Genomic DNA, 20,582 nt, shown 5'->3' with positions numbered 1-20,582 from the left:
GGGCCAGCCGCTGTATTTTGTCCCTCCCGATGTCATTGGCTTCAAGCTAACAGGCAGTCTGTCGGAAGGGGCTACCGCTACGGATCTGGCGCTTACAGTAACTCAAATGCTGCGTAAAAAAGGCGTGGTCGGCAAATTCGTGGAATTTTACGGTCCCGGTCTGGCTAACATCAGCTTGGCTGACCGTGCGACCGTTGCCAACATGGCACCGGAATACGGCGCAACGATCGGTTTCTTCCCGGTTGATGCTGAAACCCTGGCTTACCTGCGCAGCACTGGACGCTCTGATGAACAAGTCAGTCTCGTAGAGGAATATTACAAAGCGCAAGGCATGTTCCGCACAGCCGATACGCCGGACCCTGTGTTCAGCGATACGATTGAGCTGGATCTGGCTTCGGTTGTACCGAGTCTCGCCGGACCGAAACGTCCGCAAGACCGCGTAGAATTGAGCCGCATGAAGGAAACCTTTGAAGGTATTATCCGTACCCCGGTGGACAAAGGCGGTTATGGACTGAGCGATGAGAAAATCGCACAAAAGATTCCGCTGACCCACCCAGATGGCTCCACCAGCGAATTGGGTACAGGGGCAGTCGTCATTGCGGCGATCACAAGCTGCACGAACACCTCCAACCCAAGCGTTATGCTGGGCGCGGGCTTGCTTGCCAAAAAAGCCGTGCAGCGTGGACTCAAAAAGCCGGGTTATGTTAAAACCAGCTTGACACCAGGTTCCCTCGTCGTGACGGAGTATCTGCAAAAGGCCGATTTGATCGGCCCGCTGGAAGCACTCGGCTTCCACGTGGCGGGTTACGGCTGCGCGACCTGCATCGGTAACTCCGGGCCGCTTCCTGACGAAGTCAGTCAGGCCATTACAGACAACGATCTGACCGTGGCCGCAGTCATTTCCGGTAACCGGAACTTTGAAGGCCGTGTGCATGCCCAGGTCAAAGCCAACTATCTCGGCTCACCTCCACTGGTTGTCGCTTATGCGCTGGCAGGTACGGTGAACATTGATTTGGCGAATGATCCGCTCGGCTACGATCAGGACAATCAGCCGGTATACCTGAAAGACATTTGGCCGACTTCCGAGGAAATCAAGGAAGCCATCAGCCTGTCTCTCAGCCCGGATATGTTCCGTCGCAAATACGAAAATGTATTTACTGCCAACGAAAAATGGAATTCCATTCCGGTTCCTGAAGGCGAGCTGTATGAATGGGATGAAAACTCAACCTATATTCAAAATCCGCCGTTCTTTGAAGGACTTCAGGATGGCGTGCAGGATATCAAGGAAATCCGCAATGCCCGTGTGCTTGCCCTGTTGAATGATTCGGTTACAACAGACCATATCTCACCAGCAGGCAACATCGCCCCTTCCAGCCCGGCAGGACTGTATTTGAAGGAGCATGGTGTAGAGCGTAAGGACTTCAACTCCTACGGCTCCCGCCGCGGTAATCACGAGGTCATGATGCGTGGTACATTCGCCAACATCCGTATTCGCAACAACGTGGCTCCCGGTACGGAGGGCGGCGTGACCAAATATCTGCCAACGGATGAGGAAATGTCCATCTACGATGCGTCCATGAAATATCAGGCAGCCGATCAAAACCTGATCGTCATTGCCGGCAAGGAATACGGTACAGGCAGCTCGCGTGACTGGGCAGCCAAGGGTACGCTTCTGCTGGGCGTTAAAGCCGTCATTGCCGAAAGCTTCGAGCGGATTCACCGCAGTAACCTGGTGGGCATGGGCGTGCTGCCACTGCAATTCCAGGAGGGCTACGGCTGGTCCAGCTTGGGTCTGAACGGTCGCGAGACCTTTGATATCCTTGGCATTGACAATGACGTGAAGCCAGGTCAAGAGCTTACGGTTGTAGCCAAACGCGAGGATGGCACCAAGTTCGAGTTCCCGGTAACTGCCCGTCTGGACAGCACCGTCGACATCGACTACTACCACAACGGTGGTATTCTGCAAACCGTATTACGTCAAATGATTCAAGCGTAAAGAACGAATGAATAATGAAATCCCCTCCAAAATGCAGTGAAAACTGCAAATTGGGAGGGGATTTTTACATGCTTCAAGCCTTTAAAAGAAAACATATGCCTAGGATTGAAAATACGAGGGTTATAAGAAGTGTGAATAGACCAGGTAGGCTTTCCATGATTGCAGAGCCTTCTTCGCTCTTGAACTGACGACTGAGATAAGGCTGGAGCATCAGCATAATTATAAAAGATATCAGACTAATGCCACACAACAACCATACCTCAGGGGAGGATTTGTCTACAAAACGATCAGCCACATCATTGAAATTGTAGTGGATTGCTACATTCCTGGGCATTGTCGGATACATGAAAAGGTAGATGACGAAAGGCAAAGCAGAAAGAAAAAAGGACAATACATTAAAAATATTCAATCTATTGCGTATGGAAATCCTCCTAATAAAGCTAAATCGACTCATATCATACATGTTCAGCAGTCTATATTTTGATACCTATGGCTTAGAAAGAGAGAAATAATCAAGCTAATGATCGTTGGTAAAAAAGAAGCGAGCACCATGTATTCATTAACTTGCAGTCCTAATCCTACAGCGATCCCTATTAAGCCAAAGGTTATCCAAATATAAGCAGAGATGCGATGCGTTTTCTTCCAGGCTCTTTCATTCGAAAGCAGCCACGGGAACTTCAAACCAATTATACGGTTAGGTGTTAATCTAATGAATGTGATACCTACTATTAAGTGTAACATCGCCGAAAATAATAAAACAAAATTAAAAGTGTTGAAAAAAAGCTTTCCTGAATGCAGCAGCATGAGCATAAGGTAAATTAGATTTACTACAACAAATGCACTTGAACAGATTTTGCGATAAAGAACTAAATTTTCCCCAGAAAATTCGACTCCGTCTCTATGTTTTGAATACTTTGGGTACAAGGTCACAATTGCAAAAGTAATAATCATAGCACCCAATGGCAGATATAGAAAAGGAATACGATACGTAGGATTGGGGGATGAAGAGGAGAAAATAAAAAAATTAATAATATGCAGCGCAATAAAGAGGATAGAGACATGAATCCAGGGCTTTTTAAATTCTTCTTTCAAATTATAATTATTTCCCATTTAGAATCCTCTTTTCTTAGTTAATTTTTAGTAAATTTCAATGAAATAAATGCAATAAACTCTTCAAGTACAGATAAACTCGCAGAATAAAGGATAAAGGTTCCAGCTCTTCTTTTAGAGACCAGTCCACCTCGATATAAAATTTCCAAATGGTGACTTAACGTGGAATCAGGAATATTTATCCTTTGATTAACCTCCTTTACCGTGAGGTCTTGCTGAATAAGGATAGAAATAATTTCTCTCCGGGTTGGATCAGCCATAGCTTTGAATATGTCCTGCATATCCCACCTCTGATTATTGTTTTCCCTATCAAAATTATATATTCGTATGCGTAGAAACTACTTATTACTAACAACGAGAGAAATAAACAAGCTAATTATCGTTGGTAAGAAAGAAGCGAGCACCATGTATTCATTAACTTGCAGTCCTAATCCTACAGCGATCCCTATTAAGCCAAAGGCTATCCAAATATAAGCAGAGATACGATGTGTTTTTTTCCACGCGGTTTCATTCGAAAGTAGCCATGGAAACTTCAGACCAATCAAGCGGTTAGGTGTTAATTTAGTAAATGTAGCGCCTACTGTTAAGTGTGTTATCGCCGAAATCAGTAAAGCAATATTTAAGGGATTAAAGTAAATAGCTTTTGAATATTGTAACATTACAAAAAGAGATAGAAAATTTAACACAGGAAATACACTGGCACATATTTTCCGATATGGAATTAAATTATTATCAGAAAACTGCTCACTGTCTCTATGCTTCGAAAATTTAGGGTACAAAAATACAATTAAAAAAGTTAAAATCATTGCTGATGACGATATAAGAAAAAAAGCTATAGGGTGCTTTAAAGGGTTCATTGAAGGTAACAAAATAAAAGAATTTATAAAATGCAATATGATAAACAAAATGGAAATCTGGATCCACGGCTTTTTAAATTCTTTTTTTAAATCGTAGTTATTCTCCACTCAGTACAACCTCACTCTCGTTCTGATTTTGAGTTGATATTCAGAAGTAAACTCAATAAATTCTTTGAGTATAGTGGGATTTGGAATATTACCCTGATACTTTTTTGACAAATTCATATTTCTGTATTCCCGGAAATATAAAACTACAGCGCAAATAATAAAGAACTTAGATTTATAACACTTTAATGTAACCAAGGGGATGGAAGTGAAGCCACAGAATCTCTAAGAATAAACATCTTTTATCCACGCCCCTCAATTAATTCCCGTCTAATACATAAAACTGTAATAAATCTAAATATCAGGTTGTTACAGAATCGGATCAAGAGATAGCTTTTGTGTCAATCTTGGACATAGTTCATTTAGCTCATCATTAAACTTGTTTATTAGTACCTCGTCTACTTTCGCAGCAAATTCATAGTCATATTTAAAATTCCGATAAATTAAGACAACTATCTCAACGAAAATGTAAAATAAAAGAATTAAAATGAATATATTTGAATAAAATATATATTATTGTCTGATCATAATACATGTTTTTCAAAAAATAAGAGATCAAAGTCACATTAAATATAATTTTTTACAAAAAATAGCTTTTCTTTTGTTTCGAAAAGGAGTTATTATCCATATACTCTATTTCGATTATTAAAATAAACATCACAAAAACAAAAAAGCCGATCCCTCAGGACCGACTTCCTACCCTATTCTCCTATAACCTTACCTTCACATTGCCAGTTACTTCGAAATGTCTAAAAAGCCTTCTCCGAATACATCCCGCACATCATGAATCGTGATAAAGGCTGCTGTGTCGATAGCTTTTACAATCTTTTTAAGCGCCGACACTTCTTGCTTACTAATGACGATATACAGAACTTCCTTCGGGTTTTTGGTGTAATATCCGTGGCCTGACAGAACGGTAACTCCACGATCCATTTGCGTAATGACCATCTCTGCAATTTTGTCTTGATGCTCGGAAATAATCATGACCGCTTTCTTAGGGTTTAACCCCTCAATCATGAAATCCATAACCTTGGTACCCACGTACAGGATAACGATGGTCAGCATCAATTTTTCCGGACCAATAATAAAATAGGAAGAGAACGCTACGATCAAATCAAAAAACAGCAGGGCATAGCTGATATTCCAATCCAAATATTTATTGGCAATCCGCGCCAAAATGACCGTTCCTGCCGTTGTGCCCCCTACCCGCACGATTAAGCCAATTCCGATTCCGACCAAAACCCCGGCAAACACGGCATTAATCGTCAGCTCATGCGAGTCAATCCGCCAGTCAGCCGTTAAATGCAAAAATAATGAGTTAAATGCAACTGCAATGACGGTGTATAACGTTGTTCTAGCATCCAGAAATTTATATCCAATAATTAACAACAAACCATTAATCACCAGATTGACGATTGAGGGAGACCACTGAAACAGGTAATACAAAATAATCGTAACCCCTGTTACACCCCCTTCGCCAAACTCATTCGGGATCACAAACAGATTAACTGCCAGCGCGAAAAAAAACGCGCCCAGAATGATAAATGCTATGTCTGCAATTCTTTTTTTCATATATGTCATGGTCCTTTCCCAAACATTCAACGGATGAATAGCCAAAGGAATTTGCTGACTCTAGCTGTCAAAATACGCTTACAACCAGTTCATGGTATCTACTTACAAACCTAAAGTCAATATAACTTTGACACTTTAATTCGCCACCAGACTGCCTTAATCCCGGCTTCAAGGCTTTGCAAAATTCGATTGCACTCGCTCCAAAGTACAAAATAGTGACGAAACCAAGCCATTTCGACAAAAAAACACAATCCCAACTACTAAACTAAGAAAGCGGGCCTCTAGCCCTTATTTTGGACCTAGGCATATCCTCCCTCAAAATGACCATCCTCCTAATACACATCTTGGACGCATACGACCATCTTCCTGTTTTATGTCAAAAACGTTTTACTTTGAAAAAATGCGGGTATAATGATTGCAATCTTACCAAGCAACTTACATGGCATTACGACATCAAGTACATACAAATAGTCCTATACAGACGTCCTAAGCAACTCAATCTGAATTTGACAAAATGGAATTGGAGGAACAAACCACATGAATACAATGAACTTAACTGTACACACCCTGATGCCCTTTCACCACCAATACCAACGTGCCAACGCGGTGAGCATGCAGAAGAAAGAAGATAGCTCGGAGAAGAAGCTCAGCTTTCAGGATATTTTAAATGAGAAAATGGGTAAAAAATAAAGCAGCCTTTTTTCGGTTACTCCATCTTGCTTTGACATAAGCTCAAAAGCCGTGTTTCCCTACATCGTCTGTAGAGAAACACGGCTTTTTTGGAGTATTTACATTCGGACGCATAAGCGACGATCCTCACTTAGCTTGCCAGCGTGAGTAATCCGGCTTCCCAATCGGTTGACTCACTTCCAACCTATTGCCCCGCATCCCGGTATTGCTCTGCCTTTTCACGCATCCCGGCAGCTACAGCCTCTTCTGTATTCAGCCCCTTGTCTGCCGCGTAGGCGCGAATATCCTGCGTAATCCGCATGCTGCAGAATTTGGGACCGCACATCGAGCAAAAATGTGCTTCCTTGGCCCCCTCCGCCGGTAGCGTCTCGTCATGGTAGGATAGAGCACGCTCGGGATCGAGGGAAAGGTTGAACTGGTCGCGCCAGCGGAACTCAAAACGCGCCTTGGATAAGGCATCATCCCGTTGTTGCGCCCGTGGATGGCCTTTCGCCAGATCGGCAGCATGTGCCGCAATTTTGTAGGTAATAACCCCTTCACGAACATCATCCTTGTTCGGCAGACCCAAATGCTCCTTTGGCGTAACGTAGCACAGCATCGACGTCCCGAACCAACCGATCATGGCTGCTCCGATGGCCGAGGTAATATGATCGTAGCCGGGCGCAATATCCGTCGTGAGCGGTCCCAAAGTGTAAAAAGGAGCTTCCTTGCAAATTTCCATTTGCAAATCTACATTCTCCTTGATTTTGTGCATCGGGACATGCCCCGGACCTTCGATCATGACCTGGACATCATGCTTCCATGCGATTTGTGTTAGCTCACCCAGTGTTTCCAGCTCTGCAAACTGCGCTTCATCATTCGCATCATAGATGCTGCCCGGACGCAGGCCATCCCCGAGGGAAAAGGCGACATCGTATGCTTTCATGATTTCGCAGATTTCCTCAAAATGCGTGTATAAAAAGTTCTCCTGATGGTGGGCAAGACACCAAGCCGCCATAATCGACCCGCCTCGGGAGACAATTCCCGTCATTCTATTCGCTGTCATCGGAATATAGCGCAGGAGCACGCCCGCATGGATTGTAAAATAGTCTACACCCTGCTCTGCCTGCTCAATCAGGGTATCGCGATACAGCTCCCACGTCAGTGCCTCAGCTTCGCCGTTTACCTTTTCAAGCGCTTGATACAGCGGTACCGTTCCAATCGGCACTGGAGAATTCCGGATGATCCATTCACGCGTCGTATGGATATTACGGCCTGTGGACAGATCCATGACCGTATCCGAGCCCCAGCGCACAGCCCAGGTCATTTTCTCCACTTCCTCCTCAATGGAGGATGTAACCGCCGAATTGCCGATGTTGGCATTGATCTTCACGTGAAAATGACGTCCAATGACCATCGGCTCATTTTCCGGGTGATTGATATTGGAAGGCAAAATCGCTCGTCCCGCCGCCAGCTCCTGTCGCACAAACTCGGGCTCCACCCCTTCACGAATCGCCGCAAATTCCATCTCGGGTGTAATGATTCCCTTCCGAGCATAGTGCATTTGCGTCACCGTGCGCCCTTGCGACGCGCGAAGCGGACGATGGGTCACGCCGGGGAATTCCGCCGTCTCCCGCTTGGAACCAGGCTTCAGCCCGTTGTCCTCCGGCTTAACTGTGCGTCCCTCGTAAGCCTCGACATCGCCCCGTTCCAGCACCCAAGCCCGTCGAAGCGGAGGCAGTCCCCGTCGGATGTCCACCTGATAGGCTTCGTCCGTCATCGGACCGCTTGTGTCATACACACGCAGCGGCTCATGATGCTCTGTACCCTGCGCCGTATGTGTCGGGTGCAGCGCGATTTCACGCTCTGGCACGGCAATGTCCGGCCGCGAGCCTTGAATATACACCTTGCGGCTCCCTGGAAAGGGCTTGACCCCATCCACTTGCTCTGCACTTGTCTTCTCTGAACCTGTCTTTCCTGCCACTGCTGCCTTCATTTCAGTTCCTTCTGTTTCCGTCGGTTTCATTGTCCGTTCCTCCCGTTTCGATGAAATGACACACCGATCCGGAACCATTCCCAGGGTGGCTGATCTATGCAAAAAAAGCCGGTTCCCCAGGGAACCGGCTAATCTAACGAGGAGCTGTCCAAAAAGTGCGCACGTGGAATCATTATATTCCAATATGCCGTCTTGGGCAGCAGCTACGTATACATTTCAATGGCCGATTACTTCCCTACGCTGGTATGATCCAGATCAGGTGCAAAGGGTCCGGAATCCTGTACGATTCCATCTCAGCCCGGCATTACAGGCTCCCCCAGTAAATGTGATTCTTCGATTTGCATGAGGCGGCGATAACAGACCTCCCGCCATCCTCATCAGATTACTTTAAATTTACTGCTTTGGCAACCCCACTCTGGCCCTGTTACGGAAGCATAAGCCCCATTTCCTTCGCAGCTTCGATCAAAATTGGGGCAAAATCATGCAACGTCTCAGGTGCAAGTCGGCTGACCGGACCAGATACAGACAAAGCCGCAGCGACCTGTCCCTTCCGGTTCACCACAGGCGCAGCTACAGCGGCAGCGCCTGGCTCCCGCTCTTCATAGCTGGTTGCATAGCCCTTCTCACGAATGTCCTGCAGCTGAGCTTTATAGACCTCCGGGTCTACGGAGGACGGCCATTCATCCCCCCTGAGTAAAGCTTCCAGCTCCTGCGGCGGCATAAAGGCTGCCAGCACCTTGCTGGAAGCCCCTACAGCCAGCGGCATACGCGCACCCACAGGCGCAACGCGGCGGATCGCCTGGTTGCTCTGAACGGCTTGAATGCGAATACGCATACTGCCGTCCCGCAAGTACAAGCTGACCGTCTCACCCAGACGGTCACGCAGTCCTTCCATCGCAGGCTGCAGCAGCACTGCCGGCTCATCACTTTGTGACAGATGGGTGGACAGCTCCCATATGCGGAAGCCGAGCCGGTATTTTTCGGTTGCGGCATTCCGAATGACAAAGCCACGATCCTCCAACGTAGTCAGCAGCCGATGAACCGTGCTTTTATGTAGCCCAATTTTGGAGGCAATCTCCGTCAGGCCAAGATCCGAATCTGCGGTAAAACACAGCAATATATCAAGCGCACGCTCCACAGCGCGAACGGTTAATTTACGGTCTTCCATCGTGAACCGCTCCCCTTGCATCCATTTTCGTTTCACACCTTGAAACATGGTTACATAAATTATATAGAATACCCGCGGCTACTGTAAACCAATGTTTTTGTGACAGCTATATTACAAAAGAAGAACAAACATCGACAATTCTTTGCGTCATTTTTACTTTTCAGGTTCAGACGTTGACTTTGGATAATCCCCATCATACGATAATAGGTATCAATATGGACATACACTATCATTTTCAAGTGAATTTGTACCTAAATTCCATAGCATGAAGTTCAATTTTATATAAGGAGGCTCTTACATGATTTCGACATCCCAGCGCAGCTCTCAGCTACAAACCGCTGTTCAGGAGCCGTCCATCCCACGGATTAATCCCCGTCTGCTGCGGTTCAAGCACATTGTGATTGCGCTGCTGCTATCGGTCGTATTTTTTCTGCTGTTTTGTTTTATTGCCCTACATGCCTACATCGCATGGGTACTGACGAATCCAACCGTGGCACCGCTGTACTCTAATCCGATGCAGGCGAAGGGAATGCCCTATGAGGAGGTCAGCTTCCCTGCCAAGGACGGCAGCCGCATGGTGCAAGGCTGGTATATCCCGGCGAATCAATCGCGGAAAACGATTATTTTCAGCCATGGGTATGGGGCCAATCGCGAAGAAAGCTGGATTCCCATGTATGACCTGGCACATTATGCCCACCGTTTAAACTTTAATGTGGTTATGTTCGATTACGGCTTCGCCTCTCAAAACAGCAAAGCAGTCGCGACCGGAGGCAAAGCGGAATCCCAACAGCTTCTGGGGGCGATCCAGCTTGCGAAGCAACGCGGCTCGTCGGAGATTATCGTATGGGGCTTCTCGATGGGGGCAGGAACCGCCCTGCAGGCGGGCTTGCAAACCAAGGATGTGGACGCGATGATTTTGGACAGCACCTTCCTGCTGGAGCCGGATACGCTGTACCATAACATTCATAATCAAATTAATCTGCCACGCCATCCGTCTTTGGAAATTCTGGAGCTGCTGTTTCCAGTTTTGAACGGCACCAGCTTGCATCAAATTCCATATCAAGAGGTTAAAAAGGAAAACTATCCGTTCCCGATTATGTTTGTGCATGGTACGCAGGACGAAAAAGCTCCTTATCCCATTGCGGAAAAGCTCGCTGCCAATCAGACCAATCCGCTTTCCAGTGTGTGGATTGTCAAAAACGGGCTGCATGAGCTTATTTTCAGGGAGCATCCACGTGAATATTTGCGGCGGGTATCGACGTTTTTAAGCAATGTGCAGGAACTGGAGGACAAGAAGACCATCGCTAATGCGAATAAGCCAACGACTGCGAAGTAAGGAATTGATATAGAGAAGCCTGATGATGGACACTTCACTCGTGCCGTGGTCGGGCTTCTTTTTCTGCATCCCAATCGGCATTCATGATTCTGCATGGCATGTGATATCTGGCGGAAAGAGTTTATAGACATATTCCCTACGAGAGGTCGAATATACTGGGTACGTATGCATCCGGGGCAGACTCTTTCTTCAAACCGGAAAGCCATAGTGGGATACGGGAGGTAAAAACAATGCTGAGTACTTATGGGGCTTTTCTGCCCTTACGCGTGCTGGAGGAAATCCGGCATTGGAAGCAGCAGGAAAGTTGGCATGTGGAAGTGATTAAGTCCGCTACTGAGGGGCTTGAGCCTGCATATGTGCAGCTGCTCGATGATTGGCGAACTGTATTTGAACAGACTGAACGCGCTGCTGTTGAGCTGCTTGAAGAGCAGCGAAGCGTCCACGCTCACGCAGGTCAGACGTGGAAGCACTCATGGGATCAAAAATCGGCTACTCCACAAGCGCACACACACGAACTGGCTAAACCATCAGGACAGTCAAGAGAATGGGGTGATGCCTCATCCTCTGGAGAGGTGCCATCGCCAGAGACTGCCTCACAAGATCTGCATCGTCGGCTGGACGGATTGCTGCAGACTGCAAATCGCCAGTCACAGGAGTATGTGCGCCAGCTCGGCCTGCTGAGCGAGCACAGTCTTGCGTTACGGCAGCAGCCCAGATCCGCTGGAATTGTGCTGCATGCGGCCCATGAAAGCCAATATTTCCTGATCTCCACTACACCCTTTCAAGAGCCTGGCTCCATCGCCAGGGCCGCTGGGTTGTATCATGTGTCAGCCGAGGGTGAGCACTACCCTGAGGATGCGTTTCGAGAACGGCAGGCGGGCATAAGGGGAGAAGGCACATGGGCGGCTAAAGGCGTCCAGTCCGGTCAGGCGGAGCCTTCGGCAACGGAAAAAGCTTCTCCCGGCCGCCCGGTTCCTATTGGGGGACATCGGTTGCCACCGCTCCCTTATCCCTACAATGCGCTTGAACCTTACATTGATGAAAAAACGATGCGTATTCACCATGACAAGCATCATTTGAGCTATGTGAATGATTTGAATAAAGCAGAGAAAAAGCTGGAAGAGGCGCGCAAAACAGGTAATTTTGACCTCGTAAAGCACTGGGAGCGGGAGCTGGCGTTTAATGGTGCAGGCCATTATTTGCATACTCTTTTTTGGACGATTATGAGTCCTCAAGGCGGCGGAACACCAAGCGGGCCGCTGGCTGAGCAGATCAAAAAGGATTTCGGCAGCTATGAGGCATTCAAAAAGCATTTCAGCTCGGCGGCCGAGAAGGTTGAGGGCGGCGGCTGGGCGATCCTGGTGTGGAGTCCACGTGCAGGACGGCTTGAAATTTTGCAGGCCGAAAAGCACCAGAATCTGACTCAGTGGGAGTCCATTCCGCTGCTGGCGCTTGATGTGTGGGAACACGCCTATTACTTGAAGCATCAAGCTGAACGCAACAAATACATCGAGGATTGGTGGCATGTCGTCAACTGGCCTGAGGTGGAAGAACGCTATGCTCAAGCCTCCAAGCTGAAATGGCAGCCCTTCTAAGCTAATTGCCATGTGAGTTAGTGAGTTAGTGAGCTAGTGTGCTAAATCCATGCTCTACCTTACACTTGTGAATCGTATCGTTCTCTAAGTGCAGCTATCTGTTCTGACAATCCTTGCGGTTGTATCAACGAGCCATCGACAGGTAAAATCGTAGTCCGGCTTTCGATCACCCGGCGCAGAGATGCTGTATAGGCCTCAACAGATGGCACTCCAGCCAGCTCTGCCAGGCTGCCCATCGTTGCCGGATTTACCCGCGGATAATCCGGCTGCGGCACGCCCGCCTTCGTATCTCCGGCTGCCGCCGTATAAAACTGCTGCACCGCCTGTGCACGCTCCGCACCACTGCCCTCAATCATCACGAAAGCCGTGATGATATACGCCTTGGCTTGACGCCGCTGCGCAATGCCGCAAAACTTGCGGCCACGAACGCTGACATCGTAATCACCGGGACAGAAGGACCCGGTGATTTCCCCGGTCTGCGCCTCGGCAGACCACGGGGCCAGCGCATCGGCAATCAGCCCCGCCATGAGCCGGAAATCCTCATGCAGGCTGATCGCGTGCTGCGGATTCGGCAGGATCAGGGACAGGTTCAGTACCCCCCTGTCCAGTATGACGGCTGCTCCGCCCGAGGGGCGCACGCACACCGAGATTCCCGTGCTGCGCACATGCTCCATCGCCTGCGGCGCGTATGGAAGCCTGCGGTCGCGGTGACCGATGACCAGCGCAGACGGATGCCGCCACAGATGCAAAATAGGCGCAGCTCCTTTTCCAACTTGCCGACAGGCCAGCTCCTCCCAGGCCAGCGGAGACAAAACATCCATCTGGGTGAGCGCAAGCGGCGCTTCAAGCCATTGCAAATCAGGCAAAACGGTTGTTTTTTCTGTTGAGCTATGTACGTTCTCCATACGTTATCCCCTATCTTAAAAAAACTGTTATCCATAGGCTAATCGTAATATTTGGCGTTCACCTAATCCCATGTTAGCAAAAAAGGGTGGCTACGCCTATGCGTAAACCACCCTTTTTGTATCGCCTGACCGTCGCGCCCTGTTCGATCATTCCTTGATCAGGGACAGGAATTCTGCGCGTTGTGCCGCATCATTACGGAATGAGCCGCGTACCGCAGACGTTACCGTTTTACTGCCCGGCTTTTTGACACCTCTTGCACACATACACAGATGTTCGCCTTCTACAACCACCATTACCCCGTGAGGAGAAACCGTTTCATCCAGAATATCCGCGATCTGTGATGTAATCCGCTCCTGAACCTGCAAGCGGCGGGTCACAGCCTCTACCAGACGGGCAAGCTTGCTCAATCCTACAATTTTGCCACTGGGTACATAGCCGATATGCACTTTTCCGAAGAAAGGAGCCATATGATGCTCACACTGGCTGTAATAGACGATGTCCTTCACAATCACAAGCTCCTCGTGATTCTCGTCGAATGTCACACCCAGCGCATCCCGAGGATCAACCTCATAACCCGCAAATATTTCCTCATACATGCGCGCTACGCGTGCCGGTGTCTCCAACAGCCCTTCACGCTTGGGGTCTTCACCGATCAGTTGTAAAATCTGCTCCACATGGTACTCGATTTTATCCCGGTTATCCGCAGCTTTGCGGTTAATATAATCTTTTACGCCAGCCACAGTAATCCTCCTCTATGCAGCAACCTCATGCGACATCCGTGCTCACGTTGCTCATTATTTCCGACGGCCCTGATTTTTACGCGCACCAGGCTGATTTTTGGAGAACTGCTGGTTCTTCATCATCTGCTGAGCCCTCTGCATTTGTTTTCCATTCAGGTTGTAACCCATCTGCTTGGCCATTTTTTGCAGCGTTTCAGGGTCGTTCTGCATCTTCTCAAGCTGCTTGCGAAGATAATAAGCACCGATGAAAAATCCCCCAACCAAACCAACAATCAGGGTAATAATCGGAATGACAATATTCCACACCACGAAGTCGTCACCTCTGTATATTTATATGAAACATCATGCATTACACACGAACCTATCATAGCAAAACATGGGACAGCTAGCAAATCACAATTTGCAAACATATGTCCTTATTCTTTTTCCAAATTCAGCAGCTTTGTCTTGACTTGCAGACCCCCGGCATAACCGATAAGGCTTCCGGTTGCACCTGATATCCGGTGACATGGAATCAGAATGGGCAGCGGATTTTTGTTGCTCGCATCGCCGACTGCACGTACGGCTTTGGCACGTCCGATGGACTCTGCAATATCCTTGTAGGAGACGCTCTGTCCATACGGAATATTTTGCAGTGCACGCCATACCTGCTCTTGGAAGGGAACCCCTCTCAAATCAAAGGCTATACTGAATTCCCGTCGTTCTCCGGCAAAATATTCACGCAGTTGATCCGCGGCCTCGCGCAGTTTTTCCGGTTCCTGCACGTAGACATATTCCCCGATCCATGTCCGGGCCCATTGCTGAAGCAGTGCCTCCTTCGCATAAAAAACGCCAAACTCTATTCGGCACAGCCCCCGATCCGTTGCGCACAACGTCAAAGTGCCCACAGGTGTCTCCATTTCATCATAGTAAATGGTGGTTGGACCCTGTGAATCCACGGCCGTTGCTTCTGAATTTGATAATTCAGAGACCTTTTGCTGTTCTGCTTGCTGTTGCTCCTCCAGTTTGGAATGCGCCTGCGCGATCATTTCGCGTACTTGCTCATGTTGTTCCTTCTCTGATGCTTGCTTGATCGCTGTCATAGCGTTTTCTCCTCCTATTCGGCTCAAAGCCCAAGCCGCCGTTCCCCGAAGCTCGGGGCGTGGATCATCCAACAGAACCTCCGTCAGCTTGGGTACGGCACTGATATCCTTGAAATTGCCCAGCCCGATAATGGCATTGCGCTGAATTGGCTTTTTTCCCCGCCAGGCTGCCGCGCTTTGGCCAAATCGTTCCTTGAATTCACGATTGCTCAAATCCAGCAACGGCAGCAGCAGTGGCTTCACAATTTCGGGATCGGGAGTAAGCTCAGGATGATGATTCCAGTTAAGGCCCCGATTTTTGGGACATACCATTTGGCAGGTATCACATCCGTACAGCCGATTCCCTATTTTCAGCATAAACTCTTCATCCAGAAAGCCTTTCGTTTGTGTCAAAAAGGACACACACCGCTGGGCGTTCAGCTGCCCCGGTCCCACAAGCGCGCCCGTAGGACACGCATCCAAGCATTTGGTGCATTCCCCGCAGCCGTCCGTGACGGGTTCATCTGGTTGAAAAGGAATGTTCGTCAGCAATTCGCCCAGATAAATCCATGATCCGAGCGTCGGTGAAATCATCATTGTGTTTTTGCCGCTAAAGCCGATACCTGCGCGTTCCGCTACAGCTCGATCCGACAGTTCTCCGGTATCCACCATGCTTTTCAGCATCGCATCAGGCACTCGCTCACTTATAAAGGCCTCGAGCTTCTCCATCGCCTCGCGCAGCACAAGATGATAATCCTTCCCCCAGGCTGAGCGTGCCAAAATACCACGATACTTGCCCTTTTCCGACTTCGGCGGATTCTTCATTTTAGCAGGGTACGCCACCGCAATGGCAATCAGGGATGCTGGTTGTGAACCATACAGCTCCGGATAAATCCGCTTATGAATATCCGGCTCCTCAAAGCCGGATTCATAGCCTTTGGCCCGATGCTCTTCCAATATAGCTTTCAGAGACAGAAAGGGGTCGGCGGATGCGAACCCGATGGAGTCGATACCCAGCCCCGGAGCTGCCTTAATGATTTCCTGCTTGAGTGATGCCCAGGTCGAGGCGGTTCCGGCAGCCGTTGATACTAATCCGCGTTGCATCCGATACTCACCTCTCTTTCATTCCTTCGTACGTAATCACTTGTTATGAGGAATTTGCAATCATCCTCTTATCTCAAATTTCAACAGAAAACAGCTCCAGATGCTACCGTAAATTTTTAACAGCGCTGGTCGCCAGAAAATCACAGCGATTGTTCAGCTCGTTGTCACTGTGCCCCTTCACCTTTACATATTCAACCTCATGCTTGCCCATCAGTTCCCACAGTTCTTCCCACAGCTCTTTATTTTCAACAGGCTGATTTTTACTGTTGCGCCAGCCGTTACGAAGCCAATTCTTAATCCAGCCCTGTTTGAAGCAATTGACGACATAGGCAGAGTCACTGTGAACTTTGACATGACAAGGCTCCTTGAGCAGCTTTAGCGCTTCGATCACAGACTTGATCTCCATGCGGTTGTTTGTTGTCATTTGCTCGGCTCCGGACAGTTCCTTGCGATGCTCTCCATACAGCAAAACAACGCCCCAACCCCCAGGGCCCGGGTTTCCCGAACATGCGCCGTCGGTATATACCATCACTTCTTTCATATTCCTCTTCCTTTCCTGATTCGCAACCGTCTGCTCCGTCATGATCCTGATCGGTTCACACGCGTTCCGCATTGATTTCAAACTATCGTTGCTCTATAGCCACTTCCAATCAGATATCGGCCAAAAAATAAACTCCGCACGCCCCAGCAAATCCTGGGATTTAATGCTGCCGAAATAGCGGCTGTCCTTGCTTGCGGCAGTATGGCGGTTATCTCCCATGACAAAAAAGTGACCCGGCTCCACCGAAAAAGGGCCGTAATCACCATCCTCCACCCTGGAGTTGGTGTAAGGCTCATTTAGCAGCTCACCGTTCACATACAAGCGATTATGTTCCACCCGAATCACATCTCCGGGAGTGCCTATCACTCTTTTCACTAAAAATCTCGGGTTGGACGACTTGGAGTCGGGATCTTTTAAAATCACGATGTCTCCCCTGGCCGGATCATGAAAATTGTAAACCAGCTTGTTAACGAACAAATGCTGGCTCTCCATGAGTGTCGGCTGCATCGAATGTCCCCTGACAGTGGACAAATTAAACACGAACAGGTTCAGAAGCAGCAAGACGATCAGCGCAATCAGAAGGGTAACCAACCAATCGCGTAAGTAACCAGCGCGACCTGCCTGCTTGGATGTTTCCGGTGAAGGAAGCGGGCCTGACGAAGGAGCCAAAGCGTCCATAATATACCTCCTTAACCCTGTTATAAATAGAAAAGCATATCCCGTACCCGATTGCAACGGTTACTCAGATATGCTCTAATTGGAAATATTAACTTTAAAAATACTCAATTCTCTTTATATCAATGAGGGCCGTTTAATGAGGAGCCAAAATACTAAGCTTCTGAAAAGCCTGTAAAATCTGGTTTGCTCCATAGCCCATTGCTTCATACAAAGGCATGGCCGCGCTGTTATGCTTGTCCCCGGCTACTAAAATGCGGCTAACTTTACGTTGTTGGAAACGTTGCTCCATGGCCTCCACAAGCGATTTCCCAATACCCATTCGACGATGATCGGGGTGAATAGCAATACGATAATAACAACCATGATTCTGATCTATCGTGCCAATCAGGGCACCAACAATCTCTCCCTCATCTTCCGCAACGACGATCAAACCGGAATCCCACGAAAGCTGACGGGCAAAAGCACCCACCGTCTCCTTGTAGCACTCCTCTGACAAAGCAACTTGCATGAGTTCGGTTACTGGATTCACATCACTTAATTGAAAGGAACGAACGTGCATAAGTAATATCTCCCTTTTCGTAACTTAATAAAAAAATGAGACAACGCCGTCATTTTTACATAAATCCTTAAAGTTCTTAGCATGGTGTTAATCACAAGGCATTATGATAAAAATGCATACGATCTGCTATATATGAAATAAAGAACAGGTAAAGGGTGTAATGCCCTCAAATTCGTCAGGTCCAAAAGACATGACAAAGATATAGCAGACGACAAAAAAGCCGAAATTTCTGCTTCCTTGATCATTAAACCACACTTTTAACAGGAATACATCCCTTTTTCTCGTGTAAGCGCTGTATATGTAGCGTTTACATTTTTCTATCTTATAATTTCCTTCTTATTACCTATATTTTGTGTATTCCAGTCAGGTTTTTGGACATGCTAGCTATCAGGTCGTATTTCCCAGTTTGCTATTTTACAAACAAAAATGTTGATAAAATAGCCTGAATGCGGTTTAATATAACTGTAGAGGGTATTATTACATAGGAATACCTTACCCAACCATATAACCAGGAGGGATTTTATTATGGCATTTCAATTACCAGAACTTCCTTATGCAAAAGACGCACTGGAACCGCACATTGATGCACTGACAGTAGAAATTCACCATGATCGTCACCATAACACATATGTAACGAACTTAAATGCAGCTCTGGAGAGCGCTCCTGAACTGGAAAGCAAAAGTCTGGAGGATCTGATCTCCAATCTGGACAGCGTTCCTGAAAGCATCCGCACTGCGGTTCGCAATAACGGTGGTGGACACCACAACCACAGTCTGTTCTGGGAAGTTATCGGTCCTAACGGCGGCGGTCAGCCAACGGGTGCTATTGCTGAAGCAATCAGCAACGAGCTGGGCGGCTACGACAAATTCAAAGAAGACTTCACTAAAGCAGCTACAACACGCTTTGGTAGCGGTTGGGCTTGGCTGGTTGTCGGCAAAGACGGCAAACTGGCAATCACTAGTACTCCTAACCAAGACAGCCCACTGTTTGAAGGTCTGACTCCGGTACTTGGACTGGACGTTTGGGAGCATGCTTACTACCTGAAATATCAAAACAAACGCCCGGATTACATTGCAGCATTCTACAATGTTATCAACTGGGATGAAGTAAACAAACGTTACGAGGCAGCAAAGAAATAAGCCAGTAACACATTCACTACTATAATAAAGGCTGTCTCCAAAGTAGAATTTCTACGAGTGAGACAGCCTTTTTCAATTTAAATGGATGGAAAGAAGACCCGTCCATTAAGCCGAACAGTAAAACGCAAGAAGATGCTGACAAAGATTTGGTATTCCATGGTAAGATGGTAGCGACGATCATCAAAACAATGCTGGAGGTTGATGGATGCAGACTTTCTTTCGCTACAACTGGATGGTTCGGGAACAATGGTACCGCTGGTGTGAGGAGGTACCGCAGGAAGAGCTTTTGAGAGAACGCGTCGGCGGTGTCGGCGGTATTTTGAAGACGCTCTTTCATATCGTTGATGTGGAGTGGAGCTGGATTCAAACGATTCAGGGCAAGCCTGATTTTCAGGAGGACTTCTCACTCCATGCTACGCTGGATAAAGTCCGTAAGCTGGATGCGAAGTTTCGACTTGATGTCGAGCCGTTCGTGCTCGCCTGGCATGAAGGGCTGGAACAAAAAAGGTTTGAAGATCACCTCCCGGACGGCAGGATTGTAATTGATGCCTGGGGCGAGGTGATGCGTCATGTCATCGCCCACCAGATTCATCATATCGGGCAGCTGTCCGTATGGTCACGGGAGCTCGGCAAGCCTCCGGTTTCGGCCAATGTAATCGGCAAAGGGCTGATCGAGATCGAGGACCGTGCCAATTCACTTTAAAGATCGAAAGTGGCGAAATGTATATCTACATGAAGCAGGCAACCAAACATTTTTGAACAGGCCATGTAATTGTGACTGATAAATAGCGACGGTCTATATATATCGTTATTTTTACGAGACGTCAGACTTAGCGAAAAAAGAACAAAAAAAGCTGCCGAGACTTCTCCGGCAGCTGTTGAGGACCTACACCAAGGTCCCTTTTTGCTTTGCATAATATTCGGTGATCAGATCGAGGAACACCTTGGGAAACGCCATGGTGTCCATATCCGCCTCGCTGATCCAGCGGTATCCCGCAGGCAGCCCGGAGTGGGCCTGCTCCTCCTGCTCTGCCAGCGCAATCAACGCATCCGGCTTCGCTCCGGTGCTGTAGTCTGCCCGCTGCTCGGCAGCCAGCGGTTGTCCGTTCGCCATTCCTGCAGGGCTGGCGACCTCTTCACACTGGAACACACGCAGGTTCCAGTGGATGTGGCTGAACGTGTGCTCCGCCTCACGTACAAATCGCACCGGGCGCGCAAGCACGCCCTCTGCCAGCAAATGAGCCGCCAGATGGTCCATGGCAGGCTCATCCGGCACCGGGCCGTTGTAGCCCTCCGGCCCGGCCTGCTCGTGCGGCAGCTCCCACATGCGGGCGAGCAAGCCCTTGGCTGGACGCTGCCGGACGAGCAGGCGACCTGCGTTCGCGCCGCTGCCCTCAATGAGGGCGACGGAACGCGGCTCAAGCCGCGGCGGCTTCGCCTTCGTCTTCA

At 48.2% G+C, this 20,582-nt stretch carries 21 protein-coding genes and 1 riboswitch; of the genes, 6 read left to right on the top strand and 15 right to left on the bottom strand.

All coding sequences use genetic code 11. From position 1 onward, the window contains the following. On the top strand, window positions 1-1,996 hold a 1,996-nt coding region (acnA, locus tag L693_RS0126880), incomplete at its 5' end, for an aconitate hydratase AcnA (protein WP_025721529.1). A gap of 73 nt (window positions 1,997-2,069) precedes the next feature. Here acnA and L693_RS0126875 read toward each other — a convergent pair. The 5 genes from L693_RS0126875 to L693_RS0126855 form a co-directional block, all read right to left on the bottom strand. Beyond that, window positions 2,070-2,450, bottom strand: a complete 381-nt coding sequence (locus tag L693_RS0126875) for a DUF1648 domain-containing protein (RefSeq protein WP_269320868.1) — start codon at window positions 2,448-2,450, stop codon at window positions 2,070-2,072. An 11-nt stretch (window positions 2,451-2,461) separates the two neighbouring features. Continuing rightward, window positions 2,462-3,106, bottom strand: a complete 645-nt coding sequence (locus L693_RS0126870) for an SdpI family protein (protein ID WP_025721525.1) — start codon at window positions 3,104-3,106, stop codon at window positions 2,462-2,464. A gap of 20 nt (window positions 3,107-3,126) precedes the next feature. Continuing rightward, complete coding sequence (locus L693_RS0126865) at window positions 3,127-3,387, bottom strand: ArsR/SmtB family transcription factor (RefSeq protein WP_025721524.1); 261 nt, start codon at window positions 3,385-3,387, stop codon at window positions 3,127-3,129. A gap of 57 nt (window positions 3,388-3,444) precedes the next feature. Beyond that, window positions 3,445-4,071 (bottom strand): SdpI family protein, encoded by a 627-nt coding sequence (locus tag L693_RS0126860; protein WP_025721523.1) that lies wholly within the window; start codon window positions 4,069-4,071, stop codon window positions 3,445-3,447. A 732-nt stretch (window positions 4,072-4,803) separates the two neighbouring features. Then, entirely contained in the window at window positions 4,804-5,640 is an 837-nt protein-coding gene (locus L693_RS0126855; protein ID WP_025721522.1) for a YitT family protein, read from the bottom strand. Window positions 5,641-6,177: 537 nt separating this feature from the next. Here L693_RS0126855 and L693_RS30860 point away from each other — a divergent pair. Continuing rightward, window positions 6,178-6,330 carry a hypothetical protein gene (locus tag L693_RS30860; protein WP_010348453.1) on the top strand — a complete coding sequence of 51 codons (153 nt, stop codon included), beginning with the start codon at window positions 6,178-6,180 and terminating at the stop codon, window positions 6,328-6,330. Window positions 6,331-6,514: 184 nt separating this feature from the next. Here L693_RS30860 and thiC read toward each other — a convergent pair whose 3' ends face one another. Both thiC and L693_RS0126840 read right to left on the bottom strand, forming a co-directional pair. After that, on the bottom strand, window positions 6,515-8,335 hold the full coding sequence (gene thiC, locus L693_RS0126845; protein ID WP_025721521.1) for a phosphomethylpyrimidine synthase ThiC: 1,821 nt from the start codon (window positions 8,333-8,335) through the stop codon (window positions 6,515-6,517). Between the two features lie 185 nt (window positions 8,336-8,520). Next, window positions 8,521-8,633: riboswitch (TPP riboswitch) on the bottom strand. Between the two features lie 96 nt (window positions 8,634-8,729). After that, a complete protein-coding gene (locus tag L693_RS0126840) occupies window positions 8,730-9,473 on the bottom strand; it encodes an IclR family transcriptional regulator (protein WP_025721520.1) in 744 nt (247 codons plus the stop codon). 298 nt (window positions 9,474-9,771) lie between these two features. Between L693_RS0126840 and L693_RS0126835 the strand changes: the two genes are divergently transcribed. Both L693_RS0126835 and L693_RS0126830 read left to right on the top strand, forming a co-directional pair. Next, window positions 9,772-10,809 carry an alpha/beta hydrolase gene (locus L693_RS0126835; RefSeq protein ID WP_025721518.1) on the top strand — a complete coding sequence of 346 codons (1,038 nt, stop codon included), beginning with the start codon at window positions 9,772-9,774 and terminating at the stop codon, window positions 10,807-10,809. 230 nt (window positions 10,810-11,039) lie between these two features. Next, complete coding sequence (locus L693_RS0126830) at window positions 11,040-12,404, top strand: Fe-Mn family superoxide dismutase (RefSeq protein ID WP_025721517.1); 1,365 nt, start codon at window positions 11,040-11,042, stop codon at window positions 12,402-12,404. Between the two features lie 59 nt (window positions 12,405-12,463). Here the strand turns inward: L693_RS0126830 and L693_RS0126825 are convergent, their stop codons facing one another. From L693_RS0126825 to L693_RS0126795, 7 genes are all read right to left on the bottom strand, one after another. Then, window positions 12,464-13,309 carry a lipoate--protein ligase family protein gene (locus tag L693_RS0126825; RefSeq protein WP_025721515.1) on the bottom strand — a complete coding sequence of 282 codons (846 nt, stop codon included), beginning with the start codon at window positions 13,307-13,309 and terminating at the stop codon, window positions 12,464-12,466. 147 nt (window positions 13,310-13,456) lie between these two features. Continuing rightward, window positions 13,457-14,050 (bottom strand): GTP cyclohydrolase I FolE, encoded by a 594-nt coding sequence (gene folE, locus L693_RS0126820; protein ID WP_010348447.1) that lies wholly within the window; start codon window positions 14,048-14,050, stop codon window positions 13,457-13,459. A 54-nt stretch (window positions 14,051-14,104) separates the two neighbouring features. Continuing rightward, window positions 14,105-14,359, bottom strand: coding sequence for a YneF family protein (locus L693_RS0126815; RefSeq protein ID WP_007428770.1), 255 nt, complete (start codon window positions 14,357-14,359; stop codon window positions 14,105-14,107). A 107-nt stretch (window positions 14,360-14,466) separates the two neighbouring features. Beyond that, window positions 14,467-16,215 (bottom strand): tRNA epoxyqueuosine(34) reductase QueG, encoded by a 1,749-nt coding sequence (gene queG / locus L693_RS0126810; RefSeq protein WP_025721509.1) that lies wholly within the window; start codon window positions 16,213-16,215, stop codon window positions 14,467-14,469. Between the two features lie 103 nt (window positions 16,216-16,318). Further along, window positions 16,319-16,756 (bottom strand): ribonuclease HI, encoded by a 438-nt coding sequence (rnhA, locus tag L693_RS0126805; RefSeq protein WP_025721507.1) that lies wholly within the window; start codon window positions 16,754-16,756, stop codon window positions 16,319-16,321. A 93-nt stretch (window positions 16,757-16,849) separates the two neighbouring features. Then, window positions 16,850-17,434: a signal peptidase I gene (gene lepB, locus L693_RS0126800; protein ID WP_025721505.1), complete on the bottom strand. Its 585-nt coding sequence runs from the start codon at window positions 17,432-17,434 to the stop codon at window positions 16,850-16,852. 133 nt (window positions 17,435-17,567) lie between these two features. Continuing rightward, window positions 17,568-17,993, bottom strand: a complete 426-nt coding sequence (locus L693_RS0126795) for a GNAT family N-acetyltransferase (protein WP_025721503.1) — start codon at window positions 17,991-17,993, stop codon at window positions 17,568-17,570. Window positions 17,994-18,518: 525 nt separating this feature from the next. On the opposite strand from L693_RS0126795, the gene L693_RS0126790 reads away from it, so the two are divergent. Together L693_RS0126790 and L693_RS0126785 are read left to right on the top strand one after the other, a co-directional pair. Next, window positions 18,519-19,133, top strand: coding sequence for a superoxide dismutase (locus tag L693_RS0126790; RefSeq protein ID WP_025721501.1), 615 nt, complete (start codon window positions 18,519-18,521; stop codon window positions 19,131-19,133). A gap of 205 nt (window positions 19,134-19,338) precedes the next feature. Continuing rightward, the gene (locus L693_RS0126785) at window positions 19,339-19,836 is read left to right on the top strand and encodes a DinB family protein (RefSeq protein ID WP_025721499.1); all 498 of its coding nucleotides are present in this window, start codon (window positions 19,339-19,341) and stop codon (window positions 19,834-19,836) included. A 183-nt stretch (window positions 19,837-20,019) separates the two neighbouring features. Here the strand turns inward: L693_RS0126785 and L693_RS0126780 are convergent. Then, on the bottom strand, window positions 20,020-20,582 hold a 563-nt coding region (locus L693_RS0126780; protein WP_025721497.1), incomplete at its 5' end, for an NUDIX domain-containing protein.

It is taken from the genome of Paenibacillus sp. 1-18 (assembly GCF_000520755.1).
Classification (GTDB): Bacteria; Bacillota; Bacilli; order Paenibacillales; family Paenibacillaceae; genus Paenibacillus; species Paenibacillus brasilensis.
This window is presented reverse-complemented; position numbering and strand designations above follow the sequence as displayed.